The organism is Paracoccus thiocyanatus (assembly GCF_900156255.1).
In the GTDB taxonomy this organism is placed as follows: domain Bacteria; phylum Pseudomonadota; class Alphaproteobacteria; order Rhodobacterales; family Rhodobacteraceae; genus Paracoccus; species Paracoccus thiocyanatus.
This window is the reverse complement of the sequence record NZ_FTMK01000005.1, coordinates 137,937-157,007: the sequence shown is the minus strand read 5'-3', so window position 1 is coordinate 157,007 and position 19,071 is coordinate 137,937. Positions and strand designations below refer to the sequence as shown.

Below are 19,071 nucleotides of genomic sequence, written 5' to 3'. Positions count from 1 at the left end.
GGGCGTCAATGCAGCAACTTGATCGCAGGTCCGGGCGGCGCTATGGCCAGCCCATGCTGATCGTCGCCGCGCTTTACCATTTCACCCGCTTTCCCGACCCCGCCGCGCTGAAGGCGCCGCTGGCGAAATGCGCCTGTTCGCATGAGGTCCGGGGCACGCTGCTGCTGGCGCCCGAGGGGATCAACGGCACCATCGCCGGCACCCGCGCTGGCATCGACGCGGTTCTGGCCCATATCCGCGCCCTGCCCGGCTGCGCGGCGCTGGAGTGGAAGGAAAGCACCGCCGAGGCCATGCCCTTCGGCCGCATGAAGGTCCGGCTGAAGCGCGAGATCGTCACCATGGGCCAGCCGGACGTGGACCCCACCGCCGCCGTCGGCCGCTATGTCGCGCCGCAGGACTGGAACGCGCTGATCAGCGCCCCCGACGTGGCGGTGATCGACACCCGCAACGACTACGAGGTCGAGATCGGCAGCTTTGCCGGCGCCGTCGATCCGGGCACCCGCAGCTTTCGCGATTTTCCGGCGTGGTGGCGCGACAATGCGCATCGCTTTCACAACAAGCGCATCGCCATGTTCTGCACCGGCGGTATCCGCTGCGAGAAATCCACCAATTTCCTGCTGGGCGAGGGCGTGGCCGAGGTGTTTCACCTGCAAGGCGGCATCCTGAAATACCTGGAGGAGGTGCCCCAGGAAGACAGCCTGTGGCGCGGCGAATGCTTTGTCTTCGACAAGCGGGTCAGCCTGGGCCACGGGCTGCGGCAGGGCCGCCACGACCTTTGCCATGCCTGCCGCCGCCCGCTGGCGCCCCAGGATCACGACCGCCCCGAATACGAGGAAGGCGTCAGTTGCCACCGCTGCGCCGCCGAATATTCCGACGCCGACCGCGCCCGCTTCCGCACCCGCCAGCGCCAGGCCGAGCGCGGCGAATGCTTTGGCCAGGACCTGCCAACCCGCCCGTGAAATCCAAGCCCTGTCAGGCGGTTGGCGCATTTCGCCGATCGCGCATCACGCGGCATCACGCCCGCTTGACCGCCAACCTGCTGGAAAGGCGGTATTTTCCCGGCGGCCCCGGTGGCGTCTGACAGCGGCTCACTTATGCGTTCCGGGGCGGCGCCAAGCCTTTCATTCCGGGGTGCGGGTGATAGGCAGGCGGTCCGAGTTGAGTGGAGAACCCATCATGAAGATAATCGGATACGCAGCCTTGGCTTCGCTTATGGCCGGTGGCGCCTATGCCGGGGGCTATGTCGCCCCGGTGGTCGAACAGCCGGTCGTGGCGCCCGCGCCCGTGACGATCACCCCCGAAAGCGACTGGACCGGGTTCTATGCCGGTCTGCAATACGGCAAGGGCAGCGCCGATCTTGACGGCGCCCTGTCCGATGTCGGCGATTACGACGGCTATGGCCTGCATGCGGGCTATCAGCGCGACCTGGGCCGCTTCGTCCTGGGCGGCGAGCTGGACTACAACAAGATCTCGCCGGACGAGAATTACGACGATGGCGACCTGACCCGGCTGCGCCTGCGCGCCGGCGCCGACATGGGCCGCTTCCTGCCCTATGTCACGCTGGGCGCGGCCCGGCTTTCGGTCGACGACATCTCGGAAACCGGGCTGACCTATGGCATCGGCGCCGACTACAAGGTGACCGAGCGCTTTACCGTCGGCGCGGAATACAGCCGCAGCGACTTCAAGGACGTGCTGGAGGATGAAACCGGCATCAGCGGCCTGGACCTGGACAGTGACATGGTGCAGTTGCGCGCCTCGTATCGGTTCTGAGCCGGCGCGACGGCCCAGGCGCCCCCCGTCCGGGGGGCGCTTTTCATTTCGGCCTATTTCACCTGACCCAGCCGGCCCGCGGCGATGGCCGCCATGTTCAGGATGTCATTGACCGACGAACTGGTCGAGCAGATCTGGATCGGCTGCGGCACCCCGGTCAGGATGGGGCCCACCACCGTCGCCCCCGCCATTTCCTGCAACAACTTGACCGAGATCGAGGCCGAGTGCCGCGCCGGCACCACCAGCACGTTGGCCGGCCCCTTGAGACGCGAGAACGGGTATTTCGCCGCCTGCGACGCGTTCAGCGCCACATCCACGGTCATCTCGCCCTCATATTCGAAATCGGCGCGGCGGGCATCCAGCACTTCGGTGGCGCGGGCCATCTTCACCGCCCGCTCGCTGATCGGATAGCCGAAATTCGAGAAGGACAGGAAGGCCACCCGCGGCTCCAGCCCCAGGCCGCGCGCGACATGGGCGCCGCGGGTGGCGATGTCGGCCAGGTCCTCGGCTTCGGGCCATTCATGGACCAGGGTGTCGCCCATCAGGATCACCCGGCCATTGTGCAGCACGGCGGTGATGCCCACCGCGCCCGCGGCCGGCGTCACGTCGAAGACCATGCCGATCTGGGCCAGCACATGCGCGTTCTTGCGCGTCGCGCCCGTCACCAGCCCGTCGCCATGGCCATGCGCCAGCATCAAGGCGGCAAAGACATGCCGGTCGCGATTGGCCAGCTTGACCGCATCCTCGCGGTCATAGCCCTTGCGCTGCAAGCGGGTGTAAAGCGTTTCGTGATATTGCTCCAGGTGGCGGGAATTGCCGGCATTGACCACGGCGATCTCGCGCGCCGCATCGGCCAGGCCGGCCGCCTCAAGCTTTTCGCGCACGTCGCTTTCGCGGCCGACGACCAGCGCCTGGCCCATGCCGCCGCGCTGCCAGGCCACGGCGGCGCGCAGGACGCGCGGGTCGTCGCCTTCGGCAAAGATCATGCGGGCCTGGGCCTGGCGGGCGCGGGCATGGATGCCTTGCAGGATCGCCGCGGTCGGGTCCATGCGCGCTTTCAGCGACTGGACATAGCCATCCATGTCGATGATCGGGCGCCGCGCCGCGCCGGTATCCATGCCGGCCCTGGCCACGGCAGGCGGCACGACATGGATCAGCCGCGGGTCAAAGGGCGTCGGGATGATGTAGTCGCGGCCGAATTGCAGCTTGCGGCCATAGGCCACCGCGACCTCGTCGGGCACATCCTCGCGCGCCAGTTCCGCCAGGGCGCGGGCGCAGGCGATCTTCATCTCGTCATTGATGGCGCGGGCATGGATGTCCAGCGCGCCGCGGAACAGATAGGGAAAGCCCAGGACGTTGTTGACCTGGTTCGGGTAGTCGCTGCGCCCGGTGGCGACGATCGCGTCGGGGCGCACCGCATGCGCCTCTTCGGGGGTGATCTCGGGGTCGGGATTGGCCATGGCGAAGATGACCGGGTTCTCGGCCATCGAGGCCACCATGTCCTGCGTGACCGCGCCCTTGGCCGAAACGCCCAGGAACACGTCGGCGCCCTGCATCGCCTCGTCCAGCGTGCGGGCGTCGGTTGCGACGGCATGGGCGGATTTCCACTGGTTCATGCCCTCGGTCCGGCCCTGGTAAATCACGCCCTTGGTGTCGCACATGATGCAGTTTTCATGCCGCGCGCCCATGGCCTTGAGCAGTTCCAGACAGGCGATGCCTGCGGCGCCGGCGCCGTTCAGGACGATCTTCACATCCTCGATCTTCTTGCCCGACAGTTCCAGCGCGTTGATCAGCCCCGCGGCGCAGATGACCGCCGTGCCGTGCTGGTCGTCGTGGAAGACCGGGATGTCCATCACCTCTTTCAGCCGCTGCTCGATGATGAAGCATTCGGGGGCCTTGATGTCTTCCAGGTTGATGCCGCCGAAGGTCGGGCCCATCAGCCGCACGGCATTGATGATCGCCTCGGGGTCCTCGGTGTCCAGTTCGATGTCGATGGCGTTGACGTCGGCAAAGCGCTTGAACAGCACCGCCTTGCCCTCCATCACCGGCTTGGAGGCCAGCGCGCCCAGGTTTCCCAGCCCCAGGATCGCCGTGCCGTTCGAGATCACCGCGACCATGTTGCCCTTGACGGTATAGTCATAGGCGGTCTCGGGGCGTTCGGCGATGGCTTCGACCGGAACGGCGACGCCGGGGGAATAGGCCAGCGACAGGTCGCGCTGCGTCGCCATGGGGGTCGAGGCCACGATGTCGTATTTGCCCGGACGCGGTTCCAGGTGATAGGCTAGGGCCTCTTCCCGCGTGATGCGGGACTTGCGCGGGGTGTTGTCGTCGCTCATCCGGTGCCTCCTCATGACGTGCGGGCAGCAATAGCGCCAGCGCCCGTGGAACCGAAAGGGGTAAAATGCCCGGCCGGCGGCCGGTCAGGGGCTCAGCGCGGCCAGCACGGCCTCGTGATGTCCGCTTAGCGCGGTGGCGGCGGCGGCCAGGGCCACCACACCGGCGATCAGGTCATGGCGCGGATCCCAGCAGCCATGGCGGCGGGCGATCCAGACCGTCACCGGATAGCAAAAGACCTGCGCCAGCGCCTGGCCGGTCAACAGCCCCGGCAGCCCGTGAAGCGCAGCACCCCCCGCAACCAGCGGGAAATAGATCGCCGCGCGCGAGGATTGCATGGCGAAGAAGCCGCGCGAATCCCCCGCCGCCAGCGCCGCCTGTTCATAGCTGATGGGGATGACTTGCAGCATCTGGATGCAGGCGATGGCGACCAGGATGCCGCCCGCCGTGCCGTAGCGCGGATCGTAAAGCAGATCGACCAGCGGCGGGCCCGCCCAGGCCAGCACCACCGCCACCAGCAGCAGCAGCGCCGTCAGCCCGGCGCGGGTGCGCGCCAGGATGCGGGCGTTCTGGGCGCTTTCGGCCGGCGGGTGCTGGCGATAGATCGGGATGAACAGCCGCCCCGCGATCGACGAACCCAGCATGACCGGCACCGTCGCCAGGAACAGGCCGATATTGTAGATGCCCAGTTGATCCAGCGTCAGCACCCGCCCCAGAATGATGCGGTCGCCCTGGAACAGCAAAAAGCCGCAGATGGTGCTGAAAAAGATCCACTTGCCGAATTTCATCACTTCGGCGCGGGCCTCTGGCTCCAGCCGCAGGCGGTTGCGATGACCGGGCAGGAACAGCCGGAACATCAAAAGCTGGGCAAGCGCGCCCAGCACATTGCCCCAGACCAGCGCCCAGACCGATTGCAGGATCAGCGCCGCGGCGATGGTGAAAAGAATGCCGACAAGCTGGTTGGCAAGCTCGATCACCGTCAGGCGGCCCAGTTGCAGATGGCGCGCGGCCGTGTCGATGCGGGTGGGGAAGAAGCCGCCCAGGATCATCGAACTGGCCGCCACCGGAAACACCCAGCCGAACAGCGGCGCGTCATAGAACCAGGCCAGCGGCCAGGCCATGAGGATGGCGGCGCCAAAGATCACGAAGCCGCGGATGATCTTGAGCGTCCAGATCGTATCCAGGAAATCCGGATCATCGCCGCGCTTGCTTTGCATGATCGAGGGGCCAAAGCCCATGTCGCTGAACATGGTCAGGCCGATCAGGAAGCTTGTGACCAGCGCCATCAGCCCGAAATCGTCGGGGCTGAGAATGCGGGTCAGGATCAGGTTCGACCCCAGCCGCATGATCTGGCCCAGGCCGAAATTGACCATGGACCACGCACCGCTGCCCAAAGCGCGCGAGGCAAGGCTTTTGCCGCGCCCCTCCGGCGCGGCGGCTGCGCCGCCTTCGGGCCCGCTCATCAGCCCATCCCGTCGGTGGGCATGCTGACCACCGCCGGCGACGGCAGGCCGGGGATCCGCCCGATCAGCCACAGCGCCACCAGGATGCCCAGCACCACCACAAGGACCATGTAAAGCACGCGCAGGCGGCGCCGGCGCAGATCGCCCGCCGACAGCCGATAGGGCAGCGACACCACCGGCCGGGTGCCGGTGGCGCGGGCGAACTGCTCGGTGCGGCGCAAGACCGGGTTCAGCAGTTCCAGCACAAAGGCCACGGCCAATGCCAGCGCCATGCTGCCGCCGACCCCCATCACCGCGCTTTTCTTGCGGTTCGACATGGCGGGATATTCCGGCGGCAGCGCGCGTTCCAGCAGCACGAAGCGTTCGGTCTGGTCGTTCTGCATTAGCATCTGCTGGGTTTCGACCTGGGCAAGCTGCCGCGAGATTTCATTGTAGCGGTCCTGCAAGCGGCGTTCCTGGCGGTTCATCGTCTCAAGTTCGCGGCTGACTTCGGGCGCGCGGGCGCGGGCGCGGTCGATCTCGGTGCGGCGCAATTCGATCGCGGCCTTCTGCTCGCTCAGGCTGGCAAGCTGGGCCTCGATCAGTTCGGCCTGTCGGCGGATCACGTCCGACCCGCCGCTGCCGGCGCCGCTGTTCAGCCGCGCAAGGGTTTGCTCCAGCCGCGCGATCTCGGGATGGTCGGGCGACAGGGTCCGGCGGGCCTGCGCCAGTTCGATCTCGGCCGAGCGGATCTGCTGCACCAGCGAGGCCGAGGGCCGGGTCTCGGCCGCCGTGCCTCCCGCCTCCAGCGACAGCCGTTCGCGCTGCAAGGTCATGATGTCGCGGTCCAGCGTCGTCTCCATTTCCGTCAGCCGGGCCAGTTCGGTTTGCAGGAACTCTTGCGAACTGGGCAAGGAATCCTCGTTGCGGGCGCTGAACTCGACCAGCTTGCGCTCTTGTTCGGAAAGCTGCTCGTTCAAGCGGCGTTCCTCGCTGCGCAGGTAATCCTGCGATTCCAGGATGCGGGCCTGGCGGTTCTCGCGGTCGCGGTTGACTACGCTGTTGGCAAAGTCATTGGCAATGGCCGCGGCCGTGGCCGGGGTTTCCGCCTGGGCGGTGATGATGATCGCCGCCAGCGACATGCGCGAATCGACCGAGACGCCCGGCGCGGCGATGCTTTCGATCCGGGTGGAACTGCGCAGCGCCGCCAGCTTTTCTGTCTCGCTAAGCGGCGAGCCGGCGAACAGGCCCAGCCGCTCGACCACCTCGCGCAGGTTGGTGCGCGCCATCAGCCGCTGCTCGATCAGCTGCACCCGGCGCGAGGCGGGCAGCGAACTGTCGGCACCCTGGTCGATCGCGGCCGGCATGTCCAGCTGGATCACGGCCGAGGCCTGATAGATGCGCGGCGAGGATACGATCAGGTAAAACGACGTCAGTACGCCCAGGACGATGATCGTCAGCACCAACGGCAGCCGCCGCCAGATCATCGAGATCAGATCCTGCAAGGATTGTATCGGTCCCAAATCTTGACCCTGTCTCTTTTTTGCTCAGTCTTCCGACTTGTTCAGGACCACGCCCATCACCGGCGGCATGCCGACCAGCAGCCTTTCGCATTCCGCCATATGCCCGGCCGTGCCGCGCCGCCCGTCGGCCACCAGCAGCAGCGCATCCGCCAGCGGCAGCGCGGCAAGCGCCGCATCCTCGCCCAGAAGCCCGGCGGTGTCGATGACGGCGATTTCGGCCGGGTGGCTGTCGTGCAGCCGCCGCATGGCCTGGGCCAGCGCCTCGTCCTGCAAAAGCTCGGCCGCCTCGGGCTCGGCCCGCTCGGGGGCCAGGACCGCCAGGTTCGGCGCCTCTTTCACCTGGCAGACCAGCGCGTCCAGGTCGCCGCCTTCGCGCAGCGCCGCCGAAACCGGCGCGCATCCCGCAATGCCAAGCTGCGCCGCAATGCCGGGGCTGCCCAGGTCCAGGTCGATCAGCGTCACCTTGGTATGCGGCTGGCGGGCCAGCGCCAGCGCCAGCTTGACCGCGACAAAGCTGCCGCCGGCGCCCGCCGTCACCGGCACCACCGCCAGCCTGGTCCAGCCGCGGTTGCGCATCTCGCGCAGGATGCGGGTGCGCAGCAGCGAAAAGCGCTGCGCGATAAGCTTGGCGTGTCGCGGGTCCGACGCGGCCAATGCCGCCTCTTGCCGGATGAACCGGCTTGAGACCTGGCCGCGCGCCGCCTGCGGTGCGGCCTGCCCTGCCGGCGTCATGTCCGGCTTGTTCCCTGTCGCGGGCGTCAAACTGTGGCCCCTCTGCCTCTGGTGAAACCGCGCCGTTCCGGAACGGCGACCTGCCGATGACATCCCCGGCAGCGGCATGGTAGCGTCCGCCTCATGAAGGCGACAACCGAAATCAGGCACGATCAGGACAATCTGCCGCATTTCCGGCCCGGCGGCGGGCGATTCGGTCCCAAGCGGGGCTTCGCCCTTGCCGTTGCCGTCTTCCCGGCGGGCGATGGCGCGCGATTCCACCCCCGCGCCCGCAGGCGCCGGGCGGCCGCTCCATGACGCCCTGCACCATCATCCTGCCCGCCCATGACGAGGCCGGCTATATCGGACCCTGCCTTGACCATGTGCTGGCCCAGGATCATCGCGGCCCGCTGGACCTGGTCCTGGTCGCGAATGGCTGCCGCGACGACACCGCCCTGCGCGCCCGCGCCCATGCCCCCGCCTTTGCCGCCCGCGGTTGGCAGCTGCGGGTCGAGGAGCTGGCGCAGGGCGGCAAGATCGGCGCACTGAACCACGGCGACGGCTGCGCGGGGCTGGGGGTGCGGCTGTATCTGGACGCCGATATCCGCATGGGACGGCGGCTTTTGTCGGGGATCATGCGCGCGCTGGACCTGCCCCAGCCGCGCTATGCCGGGGGCCGGCTGGTGGTCGCGCCGGCCCGCAGCGCGGTTTCGCGCGCCTATGCCCGGTTCTGGCAAAAACTGCCCTTCGTCGCGCAGGGCGTCACCGGAGCCGGGCTTTTCGCCGTAAACCAGGCCGGCCGGGCGCGCTGGGGGACGTTTCCCGACGTGATCTCGGATGACAGCTTTGCCCGGCTGCAATTCACCGAAGCCGAGCGCATCCTGGTGGACGAGCCCTATGAATGGCCGCTGGCCGAAGGCTTTTCGCGGCTTGTCCGGGTCCGCCGGCGCCAGGATGCCGGCGTGGCCCAGATCGCGCGGCTATACCCGCATCTGCCGCCGCGCCAGGGCCATGTCCGGCCCGGCAAGACCGAGCTCGCGCGGCTTGCAGCGGCCGATCCGCTGGGCTTTGCCGCCTATGCCGCCGTGGCCGCCGCCGTCCGCCTGGGCCGCAACCGCCAGGAATGGGCGCGCGGGCGCTAGGCACCCCCGCGCATGTGCTAAAGCGGCCTGCGCTTACCCCGTGGGACGACCGATACCCACGCGGGAAATCAGCATGCCTGCCACCCAGGGGACCGCAAGTCCGCGCTGCAAGTCGCCAGCAATATCAAGGAGGAAAGGAATTTTTGGTGGAGCCAAGGGGAGTCGAACCCCTGACCTCTTGAATGCCATTCAAGCGCTCTACCAACTGAGCTATGGCCCCACCGGAGGTCTCGGGCGGCGTTGCCGGCGCCCGTGTGAGGCGTCGTATAGGAGGGCCGGCGAATGGGTGCAAGCGGAAAAATTCGCTCTTCGGGAAATTTCGCGGCCGGGACCGCGGCGGGCTTTCCGGGGCCTTGACGCGCGGGTGGCGCGCCTTGCCGCGGCCGCCGCCGATGAACCCGGCAGGCCTCGCGCGATCCCCGGTTCAGCCCCGCCCGTGCGGCGCGTCCCAGTCGATCAGCGGGTTGATCGGGATGATGCGATGCGGGTTTATCGTAGCATGGCTGTAATGATAATGCCGCACGATATGGTCGAAATGCACGGTCGGGGCCACGCCCGGCCATTGGTAAAGCTCGCGCGTCCAGCCCCAGAGGTTGGGATATTCCCGCAGCCAGCGCCGGTTGCATTTGAAATGCGTGTGATAGACCGGGTCAAAGCGCAGCGCGGTGGTGAAAAGCCGCCAGTCCGCCTCGGTGATGCGGTCGCCGCAAAGATAGCGGTTCGCGGCCAGGTGGTCCTCCAGCCAGTCCAGCGTCTCGAACAGCGGATGCACGGCTTCGTCGTAAGCGTCTTGCGAGGTTGCGAAACCGGCCTTGTAGACGCCGTTGTTCACCTGGTCATAGATGCGGCCGTTCAGCGCCTCGATGCGCTCCAGCAGGTCGGGCGGGCAATAGTCGTCGCGATTGCCGGTCATCGCGTCGAAGGCCGAATTGAACATGCGAATGATCTCGGCGCTTTCGTTGCTGACGATGGTGCCCTGGGCCTTGTCCCAAAGCACCGGCACCGTCACCCGCCCCGAGGCTTTCGGGTCGACCCGCAGATAGATGTCGCGCAGATAGGACAGGCCGAACAGGTCATCCCCGGTCGCGCCGGGGAAATCGGTGGCAAAGGTCCAGCCTTCGGACAGCATGTCGGGATGCACGACCGAAACGCCGATATGCGGCGCCAGCCCCTTGATCGCGCGAAAGATCAGCGTGCGATGCGCCCAAGGACAGGCATAGGAGACATAGAGGTGGTAGCGTCCGCTTTCGGGGCCAAAGCCGCCTCGGCCGGTGGGACCGGGGCTGCCATCCGCGGTGATCCAGTTGCGATAGGCCGTCACGCTGCGCTGAAAGCGCCCGCCGCTGCTGTCGGTGTCATACCATTCGTCCTGCCAGACGCCGTCGATCAACTGGCCCATGCTGCCCCTCGCGCGTTTCCGTCCGGTCCCAGCATAGCGGGACCGGCAGGACGGGCAACCGTACGGTTCAGTCGCGCAGCTGCGACCGCGCCCAGCCGGCGATCGAGGCGGCGTCCATGGCGCCCGATTGCCGCGCAAGCTCGCGTCCCCCGCGATAAAGCAGCAGGGTGGGAATGCCGCGGATGCCCAGGGTGGCGGCGGTCTGCGGCTCGGCCTCGGAGTTCAGCTTGATAAGCCGCATCCCCGGTTCCAGCATCCCGGCGGCGCTGGCATATTGCGGCGCCATCATCCGGCAGGGGCCGCACCAGGGCGCCCAGACATCGACCAGGACCGGGATCGAGCTGCGCCCGATCTGGCGCTGGAACATCGCCCCGTCCACATCGGCGGGCTGGCCGGAAAACAGCGGCGCCCGGCATTTCCCGCAGCGCGCCGATTGCGGGTCGCGCCCCGGCGGCAGGCGGTTGGTGGCGCCGCAGGCGGTGCAGACGATCTGGATATCGGTGCCGGACATGCTGGACCTCGGGTTCATGGCAGTGCCCTTGGGATATGTTCGCATTGCCGTAGGTATTCAAGGCCGGGACCCGGCCAATGGCCTATCCGCCTGAACCTGCGTCCCGCCGGCCGCCCCGGCAGCAGGCCGGACCCGTTGCATGGGCCGGGGCCGCGCCGGGGCCCAGGTCGCGGTGCAACTGGCGGATCGCCTCGTGCTGGGTCAGGAAGATCCGGCCCGACAGGTGGCGCAGGAAATCGCTGCGCCGCAGCCGGTCCATGACCGGACCCTTGACCTCGGACAGATGCAGCCTGACGCCGCTTTCGGCCAGGCGGCGGTTGATCTCCTCCAGGCTTTCCAGGGCGCTAGCGTCGATATCGTTCACCGCCGGGCACATCAGCACGACATGGCGCAGCCGCGGATTGTCCGCCACCAGCGCGGCCACGCGGTCCTCCAGAAAGCGGGAATTGGCAAAATACAGGCTTTCATCGACGCGCAGCGACAGGATTTCCGGCCAGACCAGCACCCGGTGGCGGTCGATATTGCGGAAATGCTCTGTCCCCGGCACCTGGCCCACCACCGCCGAATGCGGCCGCGAGCTGCGGTAAAGCTGCATGACCAGCGACAGGATCACCCCGGCGCTGATCCCCGGCTCGACCCCGACCAGCAACGTGACCAGGATGGTCGCGGCCATCGCCAGGAAATCGCGCGGCGAATAGTCCAGCACCCGGCGGATGGCGCGGAAATCGACCAGCGACAGCACGGCCAGGATGATGGTCGCCGCCAGCACCGCCTGCGGCAGGTCCGCCAGCAGCGGCGTCAGGAACATCGCCGCCAGGGCGATGCCGATGGCGGTGAATACCCCGGCCGCCGGGGTCTGCGCGCCGGCGTCGTAATTGACCACCGAACGGGCAAAGCCGCCCGTCACCGGATAGCCGCCGCCCAGGCCCGCGGCGATATTGGCGGCGCCCAGGCCGATCAGTTCCTGGTCCGGGGCGATGCGCTCGCGCCGCCGCGCCGCCAGGGTCTGCCCGACCGAGACCGATTCGACAAAGCCCACGACCGAGATCAGCAGCGCCGCCGGCGCCAGCGCCACCAGCAATTCGGGCGACAGCCCCGGAAGCGACAGGCCGGGCAAGCCCTGCGGAATGGTGCCGACCAGCGCCACGCCCCGCGCGCCCAGGTCCAGCGCCTTGGCCAGCGCGATGGACACGGCAATGGCCAGGATCGGCGCCGCGCGCGCCAGCATGTCGGCCAGCCAGCCCGGCAGCCCGGCCTGCGCCAGCCCGCGCTTGCCCCAGCGCCGCGCCGCGTAAAGAAAGGCCAGCGCGCCGGTGCCGATCATCAGCGTCCAGGGATTGGTCCGCGCCAGCCCGCCCAGCAGCGACGGCAGGATCTCGGGCAGGGTCGAGCCGCCGCCGCCCACGCCCAGCAGGTGCCGGATCTGCCCCGCCGCGATCAGGATCCCCGAGGCGGTGATGAAGCCCGACATCACCGGATGGCTTAGGAAATTCGCCAGGAATCCCAGCCGGAACAGGCCCGCCGCCACCAGCATCGCCCCCGAAAGCAGCGCCAGCGCCACCGCGGCGCTTAGCGCATCGGCCAGCCCGGCCTGCACGACCGGGCCGATCGCCGCCGCCGTCATCAGCGACACGACCGCCACCGGCCCGACCGCCAGCACCCGCGAGGTGCCAAAGACCGCATAGGCGACCAGCGGCAGGATCGAGGCGTAAAGCCCGACCTCGGGCGGCAGGTTGGCAAGCATGGCATAGGCCAGGCTTTGCGGGATCAGCATGATGGTGACGATCACCGCGGCCAGAAGGTCGGCGCCCAGCAGCGCCCCGCCATAGCCGCGCGCCCATTGCAGCATGGGCAGGCGGCGGATCAGCTGCATCTGCGGCGCATGTCCTGCACGGCTTTCGCGACCATGATCCCCACGATCATCGTGGCGGTAAAGACCACCGGCTCGGGCCGCAGCAGGCCAAGCGCGGGAATGGCGCCGCCGGGACAAAAGCCCGCCAGCCCCCAGCCGATGCCGAACAGCGCCGAGCCGCCGACCAGCGCCGCGTCGATGTCATGGCGCTGCGGCAGGTTGAAGCGGATGTCGAAGGCCGGCGCCGGCCGGCGCAGCACCAGCCGGTAGCCGGCAAAGGTCACGGCCAGCGCGCCCCCCATCACAAAGGCCAGGGACGGGTCCCATGCCCCGGCGACGTCAAAGAAATTCAGCACCTTGGCAGGGTTGGCCATGCCCGAAACCGCGATTCCCGCGCCAAAGACCAGCCCGATCAGCAAAGCCGACAGCAACGCCATCTTACACCCCTTCCGGCTGGGCGCCCGCGGGGCGGGCAAGCAAGGCCGCGACCGGACGCTTAGCGGCGCCCCTGCCTGGACCCGATGGTTGCAATGCGATGCCGAAAAGAACGTCCATGTCGTCCTCCATCCCTTATGTCCTGTTAACCCAGGGAAAACGCGGCCCCCGGCCCCCCAGCGCGGTACGGGCGAACCTTGTCCTTCCTGGTCGCCGTTTCCAATCGGCCAAGTCGAAGTAATATTCGATTATGCGAATATATGCAACGCGCGGATCGCGGGGCGGCATGGATTCTTCTTGTCGGCGCAGGCGTGCGGCTTCATCCTGTTTCCTTGCTTCGGGCGGTGGGCGGCGTCTTGGCGATTGCCGCGGGCTTCCCGAGGTTTCGAAACCAGCGCAAGGAGAACGGAATGCAGATCGGCTGCCCCAAGGAGATCAAGCCGCAAGAGTTTCGCGTCGGCCTGACGCCTGCCGCCGCGGCCGAGGCTGCGGCCCATGGCCACCAGGTCCTGGTCGAGGCCGGCGCCGGCCTGGGCGCCGGTTTCCCGGACGAGGATTACCTGGCCGCGGGCGCGCGGATCGCGCCGGATGCGGCCGCGATCTATGGCGATTGCGACCTGATCGTGAAGGTCAAGGAACCGCAGCCGGCCGAGCGCGCCATGCTGCGCCGCGGACAGGTGCTGTTCGCCTATCTGCACCTGGCGCCCGACCCCGAACAGGCGCGCGACCTGCTTGCCTGCGGCGTAACCGCCATCGCCTATGAGACGGTGACGGACGCGCGCGGCGCGCTGCCGCTGCTGGCGCCGATGTCCGAGGTGGCCGGGCGGCTTGCGCCCCAGGTCGGGGCCTGGGCGCTGCAAAAGGCCAATGGCGGGCGCGGCGTGCTGCTGGGCGGCGTGCCGGGGGTCGGCCCGGCCAATGTGCTGATCATCGGCGGCGGCGTGGTCGGCGCGGCGGCGGCGCGGGTCGCGGTCGGCATGGGCGCCAATGTGACGGTGATGGACCGCTCGCTGCCGCGCCTGTCCTGGCTGGACGACAATTTCATGGGCAAGCTGGCCACCCGCCACGCCAGCGCCGCGGCGACCGCCGAACTGGTCCAGGCCGCCGACATGGTGGTGGGGGCCGTGCTGGTGCCGGGCGCGGCCACGCCCAAGCTGCTGTCGCGGGCGGCCTTGGCCACCATGCCCCGCGGCGCGGTGCTGGTCGATGTCGCCATCGACCAGGGCGGCTGTTTCGAGACCTCGCGCCCCACGACCCACCAGGACCCGATCTACGAGGTCGACGGGGTGATCCATTACTGCGTCGCCAACATGCCCGGCGCGGTGGCGCGGACCTCGACCCAGGCGCTTGGCAATGCCACGCTGCCCTTTCTGCTGGCGCTGGCCGACAAGGGCTGGCGGCGCGCGCTGGTCGATGACGCGCATCTGCGCGCCGGGCTGTCCACCCATGAGGGGCAGCTGACCTCGCCCCCGGTCGGAGAGGCGCTGGGGATGGCGGCGATCACCCCCGACCAGCTTCTGGCCGGATAAGCCGGCGGCCCTGGCCGCAGGATTTACCTGGGCCGGCCGCCGTGATAGCGGGGCGGGCATCCATCACAAGGCCCGCCCATGACCGTCCGCCCCTTCCTGCCCTATGCCGATCGCCGGCTGCATGTCCCGGCCGAACCCGTCGCCGCGATCACCGAAACGGTGCGGATGATCTGGGACGACATGATCGACACGATGGAGGCGATGCCGGGCGTCGGCCTGGCCGCGCCGCAGATCGGCATCATGCAGCGGCTGGCGGTGGTGGACGCGTCCGACAAGCGCGGCCAGGCGCTGCGCATGGCCAATCCCGAAGTGCTGCACGCCAGCGTGCAGCTGCGCGCGCATGAAGAGGCCAGCCCGAACCTGCCCGGCGTCTCGGCCCGGATCGAGCGGCCGCGGGCGGTGACGGTGCGCTTCCTGAATGCGGATGGCGAGATCGAGGAGCGGGATTTCGTCGGCCTTTGGGCGACCTCGGTGCAGCACCAGATCGACCATCTGGACGGGCGGCTTTATGTCGACCACCTTTCGGCCCTGCGCCGCAAGATGCTGGTGGCGAAATCGGCCAAGCTGGCGCGGCGCTGAACGGATCGCGCACCACGCACAGCGCGGGTCTAGCTGGAACCGCTGTCGCCCCATTTGGGCGCGCGCGGAGAGTGCAAGGCCGCAGGAGTATTTGGAAAACGGTGAAAGGGCTTTCTGCGCAAGGGGCCGGGGCAGTTGCCCGCCGGCGCGGCGATGGAGGACGAGGGTTTTTCTGCGCGCGGCGAAGCCCAGACCCGCTTTCACCAGCGGGTGAAGCTCGGGCATTCTGCACGCAAGGAGCCGGGTGCGGCGAGGGAGCGCGGGAAGGGGATCGCGACGGCAGGCGCTTTTCTTTGCCGCGCCGCGCCCCTAACCTTGCCACCGGCGGGCCAAGGGGAACGTGCCTTTCGCGCAGAACCCTGCCGTTGCCGCCGAAACCCGCCCGCCGCCGCGGGCCCAGCCCAAGGGGCGACAGGACAGAGATGTTTTCCGTGCTGCCCCTTCTTGCCGGCCTGCTGTTCATGGCCGCCTCGCTTACGCCGTCGCTGATCCCGCGGGACTGGCTGATGCAGGGGGTTCTGGCCGGGGCGTCGATGGCGGCGGGCTATGTCGCGACCCAATTCCTGCTGGCGCTGTGGCGGGCGCTGGAACTGCCGGTGCTGCGCGGCCGGCCGGCGCGCATCGCCCATGCCGTGCTGGCCGTGCCGGTGCTGGTGCTGCTGGGCCGCGGGGTGATCCTGTCGGGCGAATGGCAGAACAGCATCCGCGCCCGCATGGGCATGGCCGACCTGGAGGTCAACAACACCGCCAAGATGCTGGCCCTGGCGCTGGCGGTGTTCCTGGCGCTGTTCGTGATCGGCAAGGCGATCCAGGCGCTGTTCGACCTGCTGCGGCTGCGGCTGGCGCGCTATATTCCCGCGCGCAGCGCCAATGTGCTGGGCCTGCTGCTGGCGGCGCTGATCGTGGTGACGCTGACCCGCGACGGGGTGGTGAACGGGGCGATGCGCATCGCCGACAGCTCCTATGCCGCGGCCCAGCACCTGACCGATCCCAGCATGCCGCCACCCGCCGAGCCTTGGCAATCGGGTTCGGTCGCGTCCGGCATCGACTGGGAACTGATGGGCAAGCCGGGGCGCGACTTCGTGCTGGGCGGGCCGCGCGCCGCCGCCATTTCGGGCTTTACCGGCCGCCCGGCCAAGGAACCGCTGCGCATCTATGTCGGCCTGGCCCAGAACAAGGACCCCGAGATCCGCGCGCAGGTGGCGCTGGACGAGATGCTGCGCGTCGGCGCCTTTGACCGCAAGGTTCTGGTGCTGGCCAGCCCCACCGGCACCGGCTGGATGGATCCCGCGAGCTATGACGCGCTGGAATACATGCATGGCGGCGACGTGGCGACGGCGGCGGTGCAATATTCCTATCTGCAAAGCCCGCTGGCGCTGATCTTCGAGACCGCATCCGGCCTTGACCAGGCCACGGCGCTGATGCGCGCGGTCTATGACCATTGGCGTGGCCTGCCGCCGGATCGCCGGCCGCGGCTTTACCTGCACGGCATCTCGCTGGGCGCCTGGTCGTCCATGTATGCCTTCAACCCGTTCCAGATGATGAACGAGCCGGTGGCGGGTGCGTTCTGGGTGGGTCCGCCCTTTACCTCGACCCTGTGGCGGCAGGCCAATGACGCGCGCCGGCCCGGCAGCCGCTTCGTCCTGCCCGAACTGGATGAGGACGAGGTGATCCGCTATGCCAGCCAATATGCGCCGCCCGATCGCTCGGGCCGGCCCTGGGGGCGGCTGCGCATCCTGTTCCTGCAATATGCCAGCGATCCGATCGTGTTCTACGACCCGGCCTCGCTGTGGCGGGCGCCGGAATGGATGCGCGAGCCGCTGGCGCCCGACGTCTCGCCCCGGCTGCGCTTCACCCCGGTGGTGACGCAGCTGCAACTGGCGGTGGACATGCTGGTTTCCACCTCGGCGCCGCCGGGCTTTGGCCATAGCTATCACGCCCGCGACTATATCGACGGCTGGGCCGCCGTCACCGCGCCCGAGGGCTGGACGGCCGCTGATAGCGAAAGGCTCAAGGCGATCTGCGGCCAGGAGGAGCGGCCGGGATGCGCAAACGGCTGATCCTGGTGCTGGCGCTGCTGGGGCTGGCGGCCCTGGCGCTGGGGCTGAACACGGCGCGCAACTATGCCGGCTGGCAGCCCGCGACCGAGACACCGGCCGAACGCCTGACCCGGCTAAAGCCGCATTGGCGCATCCTGCGCCCCGATGGTCCCGGCCCGCATCCCGCCGCGGTGCTGCTGTCGGGCTGCGACGGGGTGCATGACAACATGGACCATTGGGCGCGGCAGTTCCTGGCCATGGGCCGGGCGGCGCTGATCCTGGACAGCCACGCGCCGCGGCTGCTGGACAAGGCGCAGACCTGGCGCGCGATCTGCGCCGGGCAGGTGCTGCCGGGGGCCGAACGCGCGGGCGACCTGGCCGTGGCGCTGGCGGCGCTGCGCGACATGCCGGGCATCGACGGCGCGGACGTGGCGCTGCTTGGCGCCTCGCATGGCGGCTGGACGGTGATGGAGCTGCTGCGCCAGTTGGGCGGGGCTGAGCCGCCGCCCGGCCTGACCGCCTGGCCTGCGCCGCCGGGCAGCCTGGCGGCGCAGCTTGGGCCGGTGGTGCTGCTGTATCCCTATTGCGGGTTGCTGAACGGCGCGGCAGGCGGGCCCTGGCCCGGCCATGTGCGGGGGCTGATGTTGCTGGCCGAGCTGGATTCGATCACCGATTCCGCCGATTGCCGGCAGATGGCCAAGGATCTGGTCGCGCAGGGCGCGCATCTGGCCGTCACCACCTATCCCGGCATCAATCACGGTTTCGACCAGCGCGAACGGTCCTTGCTGTCGCCGCTGGAGTTCGACGCGCAGGCGCGGGCGCGGGCCACCCGCGACATCCGCAGCTTCATGCTGGGTTTTTCCCCGCGGCCGGGCAGGATATGAGACCGCAAGGACAACGGAGGGCAGCGATGCGCGTCATCTTCATGGGCACACCCGATTTCTCGGTCCCGGCGCTGCGGGCCATCGCGGCGCGGCACCAGGTCGTCGCGGTCTATTCCCAGCCGCCGCGCGCGGCCGGGCGCGGGCAGAAGCCCCGCCCCTCACCCATCCATCGTGCCGCCGAGGAGCTGGGCCTGCCCGTCCGCACGCCCGAGCGGCTGAAAGCGCCGCAGGACCAGGCGGATTTCGCCGCCCTTGCCGCCGACGTGGCGGTGGTGGCGGCCTATGGGCTGATCCTGCCGCCGCCGGTGCTTGCGGCGCCGCACTTCGGCTGCCTGAACATCCACGCCTCGCTTCTGCCGCGCTGGCGGGGGGCGGCGCCGATCCATCGGGCGATCCTGGCCGGCGACGCGGAAACCGGCGTCGCCATCATGCAGATGGAGGCGGGGCTGGATACCGGCCCGGTCCTGGCCGAGGCGCGCACCGCCATCGGCCCCGAGGATACCACCGCCGCGCTGCACGACCGGCTGGCCGAGATGGGCGCGGCGCTGATCGTCGAGACCTTGCACCGCCTGCCCCTGCCCGCCCGGCCGCAACCGGCCGAGGGCGTGACCTATGCCCAGAAGATCGACAAGGCCGAGGCGCGGATCGACTGGAGCCGGCCGGCCGCAGCCGTGGACCGGCAGATCCGCGGCCTGTCGCCCTTTCCCGGCGCCTGGTGCCTGATCGGGGACGAGCGGGTGAAGCTGCTACGCTCGCGCCCGGCCGCCGGTTCGGGCGCGCCGGGCCGGGTGCTGGCGGGCTTTACCATCGCCTGCGGCGATGGCGCCGTCGAGGTTCTGGAGGCGCAGCGCGAGGGCAAGCGCCCGATGCCGGCGGCCGAGGTGCTGCGCGGCATGGCCCTGCCCGAGCGGCTGGGCTGAT

At 69.0% G+C, this 19,071-nt stretch carries 16 protein-coding genes and 1 tRNA gene; 8 read left to right on the top strand and 9 right to left on the bottom strand.

Annotated elements, in window-relative coordinates; genetic code table 11:
* Nucleotides 1-53: 53 nt before the first annotated feature.
* Both trhO and F3H32_RS05930 read left to right on the top strand, forming a co-directional pair.
* Nucleotides 54-959, top strand: coding sequence for an oxygen-dependent tRNA uridine(34) hydroxylase TrhO (gene trhO, locus F3H32_RS05935; protein ID WP_149765051.1), 906 nt, complete (start codon nucleotides 54-56; stop codon nucleotides 957-959).
* Nucleotides 960-1,176: 217 nt separating this feature from the next.
* Nucleotides 1,177-1,770 (top strand): outer membrane protein, encoded by a 594-nt coding sequence (locus F3H32_RS05930; protein WP_149765039.1) that lies wholly within the window; start codon nucleotides 1,177-1,179, stop codon nucleotides 1,768-1,770.
* A 53-nt stretch (nucleotides 1,771-1,823) separates the two neighbouring features.
* On the opposite strand, the gene F3H32_RS05925 is transcribed toward F3H32_RS05930, so the two are convergent.
* The 4 genes from F3H32_RS05925 to F3H32_RS05910 form a co-directional block, all read right to left on the bottom strand.
* Nucleotides 1,824-4,106 carry an NADP-dependent malic enzyme gene (locus F3H32_RS05925; protein WP_149765038.1) on the bottom strand — a complete coding sequence of 761 codons (2,283 nt, stop codon included), beginning with the start codon at nucleotides 4,104-4,106 and terminating at the stop codon, nucleotides 1,824-1,826.
* A gap of 84 nt (nucleotides 4,107-4,190) precedes the next feature.
* Nucleotides 4,191-5,567: an oligosaccharide flippase family protein gene (locus tag F3H32_RS05920; RefSeq protein ID WP_149765037.1), complete on the bottom strand. Its 1,377-nt coding sequence runs from the start codon at nucleotides 5,565-5,567 to the stop codon at nucleotides 4,191-4,193.
* Entirely contained in the window at nucleotides 5,567-7,051 is a 1,485-nt protein-coding gene (locus F3H32_RS05915; protein ID WP_149765036.1) for a GumC family protein, read from the bottom strand. Before F3H32_RS05915 ends, F3H32_RS05920 begins: the two co-directional genes overlap by 1 nt.
* 42 nt (nucleotides 7,052-7,093) lie before the next feature.
* On the bottom strand, nucleotides 7,094-7,801 hold the full coding sequence (locus F3H32_RS05910; RefSeq protein WP_149765035.1) for a P-loop NTPase family protein: 708 nt from the start codon (nucleotides 7,799-7,801) through the stop codon (nucleotides 7,094-7,096).
* Between the two features lie 293 nt (nucleotides 7,802-8,094).
* On the opposite strand from F3H32_RS05910, the gene F3H32_RS05905 reads away from it, so the two are divergent.
* On the top strand, nucleotides 8,095-8,922 hold the full coding sequence (locus F3H32_RS05905; protein WP_149765034.1) for a glycosyltransferase: 828 nt from the start codon (nucleotides 8,095-8,097) through the stop codon (nucleotides 8,920-8,922).
* 144 nt (nucleotides 8,923-9,066) lie between these two features.
* On the opposite strand, the gene F3H32_RS05900 is transcribed toward F3H32_RS05905, so the two are convergent.
* The 5 genes from F3H32_RS05900 to F3H32_RS05880 all read right to left on the bottom strand — a co-directional run bounded on the left by F3H32_RS05900 (nucleotide 9,067) and on the right by F3H32_RS05880 (nucleotide 13,121).
* A tRNA-Ala gene (locus F3H32_RS05900) sits at nucleotides 9,067-9,142 on the bottom strand.
* A gap of 204 nt (nucleotides 9,143-9,346) precedes the next feature.
* Nucleotides 9,347-10,321, bottom strand: coding sequence for a glutathione S-transferase family protein (locus tag F3H32_RS05895; RefSeq protein WP_149765033.1), 975 nt, complete (start codon nucleotides 10,319-10,321; stop codon nucleotides 9,347-9,349).
* Nucleotides 10,322-10,388: 67 nt separating this feature from the next.
* Entirely contained in the window at nucleotides 10,389-10,832 is a 444-nt protein-coding gene (locus tag F3H32_RS05890) for a thioredoxin domain-containing protein (RefSeq protein WP_115755401.1), read from the bottom strand.
* A gap of 82 nt (nucleotides 10,833-10,914) precedes the next feature.
* A complete protein-coding gene (locus tag F3H32_RS05885) occupies nucleotides 10,915-12,705 on the bottom strand; it encodes a SulP family inorganic anion transporter (RefSeq protein ID WP_223191356.1) in 1,791 nt (596 codons plus the stop codon).
* On the bottom strand, nucleotides 12,696-13,121 hold the full coding sequence (locus tag F3H32_RS05880; protein WP_115755402.1) for a DUF6691 family protein: 426 nt from the start codon (nucleotides 13,119-13,121) through the stop codon (nucleotides 12,696-12,698). The genes F3H32_RS05885 and F3H32_RS05880 overlap by 10 nt, the downstream gene beginning before the upstream one ends.
* 408 nt (nucleotides 13,122-13,529) lie before the next feature.
* Here F3H32_RS05880 and ald point away from each other — a divergent pair, with 408 nt between their 5' ends.
* The 5 genes from ald (at nucleotide 13,530) to fmt (ending at nucleotide 19,070) form a co-directional block, all read left to right on the top strand.
* Nucleotides 13,530-14,648, top strand: a complete 1,119-nt coding sequence (gene ald, locus F3H32_RS05875) for an alanine dehydrogenase (RefSeq protein ID WP_149765032.1) — start codon at nucleotides 13,530-13,532, stop codon at nucleotides 14,646-14,648.
* Nucleotides 14,649-14,726: 78 nt separating this feature from the next.
* The gene (gene def / locus F3H32_RS05870; protein WP_149765031.1) at nucleotides 14,727-15,227 is read left to right on the top strand and encodes a peptide deformylase; all 501 of its coding nucleotides are present in this window, start codon (nucleotides 14,727-14,729) and stop codon (nucleotides 15,225-15,227) included.
* Between the two features lie 422 nt (nucleotides 15,228-15,649).
* Complete coding sequence (locus F3H32_RS05865) at nucleotides 15,650-17,287, top strand: alpha/beta hydrolase (protein WP_149765030.1); 1,638 nt, start codon at nucleotides 15,650-15,652, stop codon at nucleotides 17,285-17,287.
* Nucleotides 17,272-18,150 (top strand): dienelactone hydrolase family protein, encoded by an 879-nt coding sequence (locus F3H32_RS05860; RefSeq protein WP_149765029.1) that lies wholly within the window; start codon nucleotides 17,272-17,274, stop codon nucleotides 18,148-18,150. The genes F3H32_RS05865 and F3H32_RS05860 overlap by 16 nt, the downstream gene beginning before the upstream one ends.
* A gap of 26 nt (nucleotides 18,151-18,176) precedes the next feature.
* The gene (gene fmt, locus F3H32_RS05855) at nucleotides 18,177-19,070 is read left to right on the top strand and encodes a methionyl-tRNA formyltransferase (protein ID WP_149765028.1); all 894 of its coding nucleotides are present in this window, start codon (nucleotides 18,177-18,179) and stop codon (nucleotides 19,068-19,070) included.
* Nucleotide 19,071 lies beyond the last annotated feature (1 nt).

Excerpts from the sequence above, each read along its gene's own strand:
- F3H32_RS05880 (WP_115755402.1), bottom strand. The coding sequence starts at position 13,121 with ATGGCGTTGCTGTCGGCTTTGCTGATCGGGCTGGTCTTTGGCGCGGGA.
- F3H32_RS05890 (WP_115755401.1), bottom strand. The coding sequence starts at position 10,832 with ATGTCCGGCACCGATATCCAGATCGTCTGCACCGCCTGCGGCGCCACC.
- F3H32_RS05885 (WP_223191356.1), bottom strand. The coding sequence starts at position 12,705 with ATGCAGCTGATCCGCCGCCTGCCCATGCTGCAATGGGCGCGCGGCTAT.
- F3H32_RS05930 (WP_149765039.1), top strand. The coding sequence starts at position 1,177 with ATGAAGATAATCGGATACGCAGCCTTGGCTTCGCTTATGGCCGGTGGC.
- F3H32_RS05925 (WP_149765038.1), bottom strand. The coding sequence starts at position 4,106 with ATGAGCGACGACAACACCCCGCGCAAGTCCCGCATCACGCGGGAAGAG.
- fmt (WP_149765028.1), top strand. The coding sequence starts at position 18,177 with ATGCGCGTCATCTTCATGGGCACACCCGATTTCTCGGTCCCGGCGCTG.
- def (WP_149765031.1), top strand. The coding sequence starts at position 14,727 with ATGACCGTCCGCCCCTTCCTGCCCTATGCCGATCGCCGGCTGCATGTC.
- F3H32_RS05865 (WP_149765030.1), top strand. The coding sequence starts at position 15,650 with ATGTTTTCCGTGCTGCCCCTTCTTGCCGGCCTGCTGTTCATGGCCGCC.
- F3H32_RS05895 (WP_149765033.1), bottom strand. The coding sequence starts at position 10,321 with ATGGGCCAGTTGATCGACGGCGTCTGGCAGGACGAATGGTATGACACC.
- F3H32_RS05905 (WP_149765034.1), top strand. The coding sequence starts at position 8,095 with ATGACGCCCTGCACCATCATCCTGCCCGCCCATGACGAGGCCGGCTAT.
- F3H32_RS05910 (WP_149765035.1), bottom strand. The coding sequence starts at position 7,801 with ATGACGCCGGCAGGGCAGGCCGCACCGCAGGCGGCGCGCGGCCAGGTC.
- ald (WP_149765032.1), top strand. The coding sequence starts at position 13,530 with ATGCAGATCGGCTGCCCCAAGGAGATCAAGCCGCAAGAGTTTCGCGTC.
- F3H32_RS05920 (WP_149765037.1), bottom strand. The coding sequence starts at position 5,567 with ATGAGCGGGCCCGAAGGCGGCGCAGCCGCCGCGCCGGAGGGGCGCGGC.
- trhO (WP_149765051.1), top strand. The coding sequence starts at position 54 with ATGCTGATCGTCGCCGCGCTTTACCATTTCACCCGCTTTCCCGACCCC.
- F3H32_RS05860 (WP_149765029.1), top strand. The coding sequence starts at position 17,272 with ATGCGCAAACGGCTGATCCTGGTGCTGGCGCTGCTGGGGCTGGCGGCC.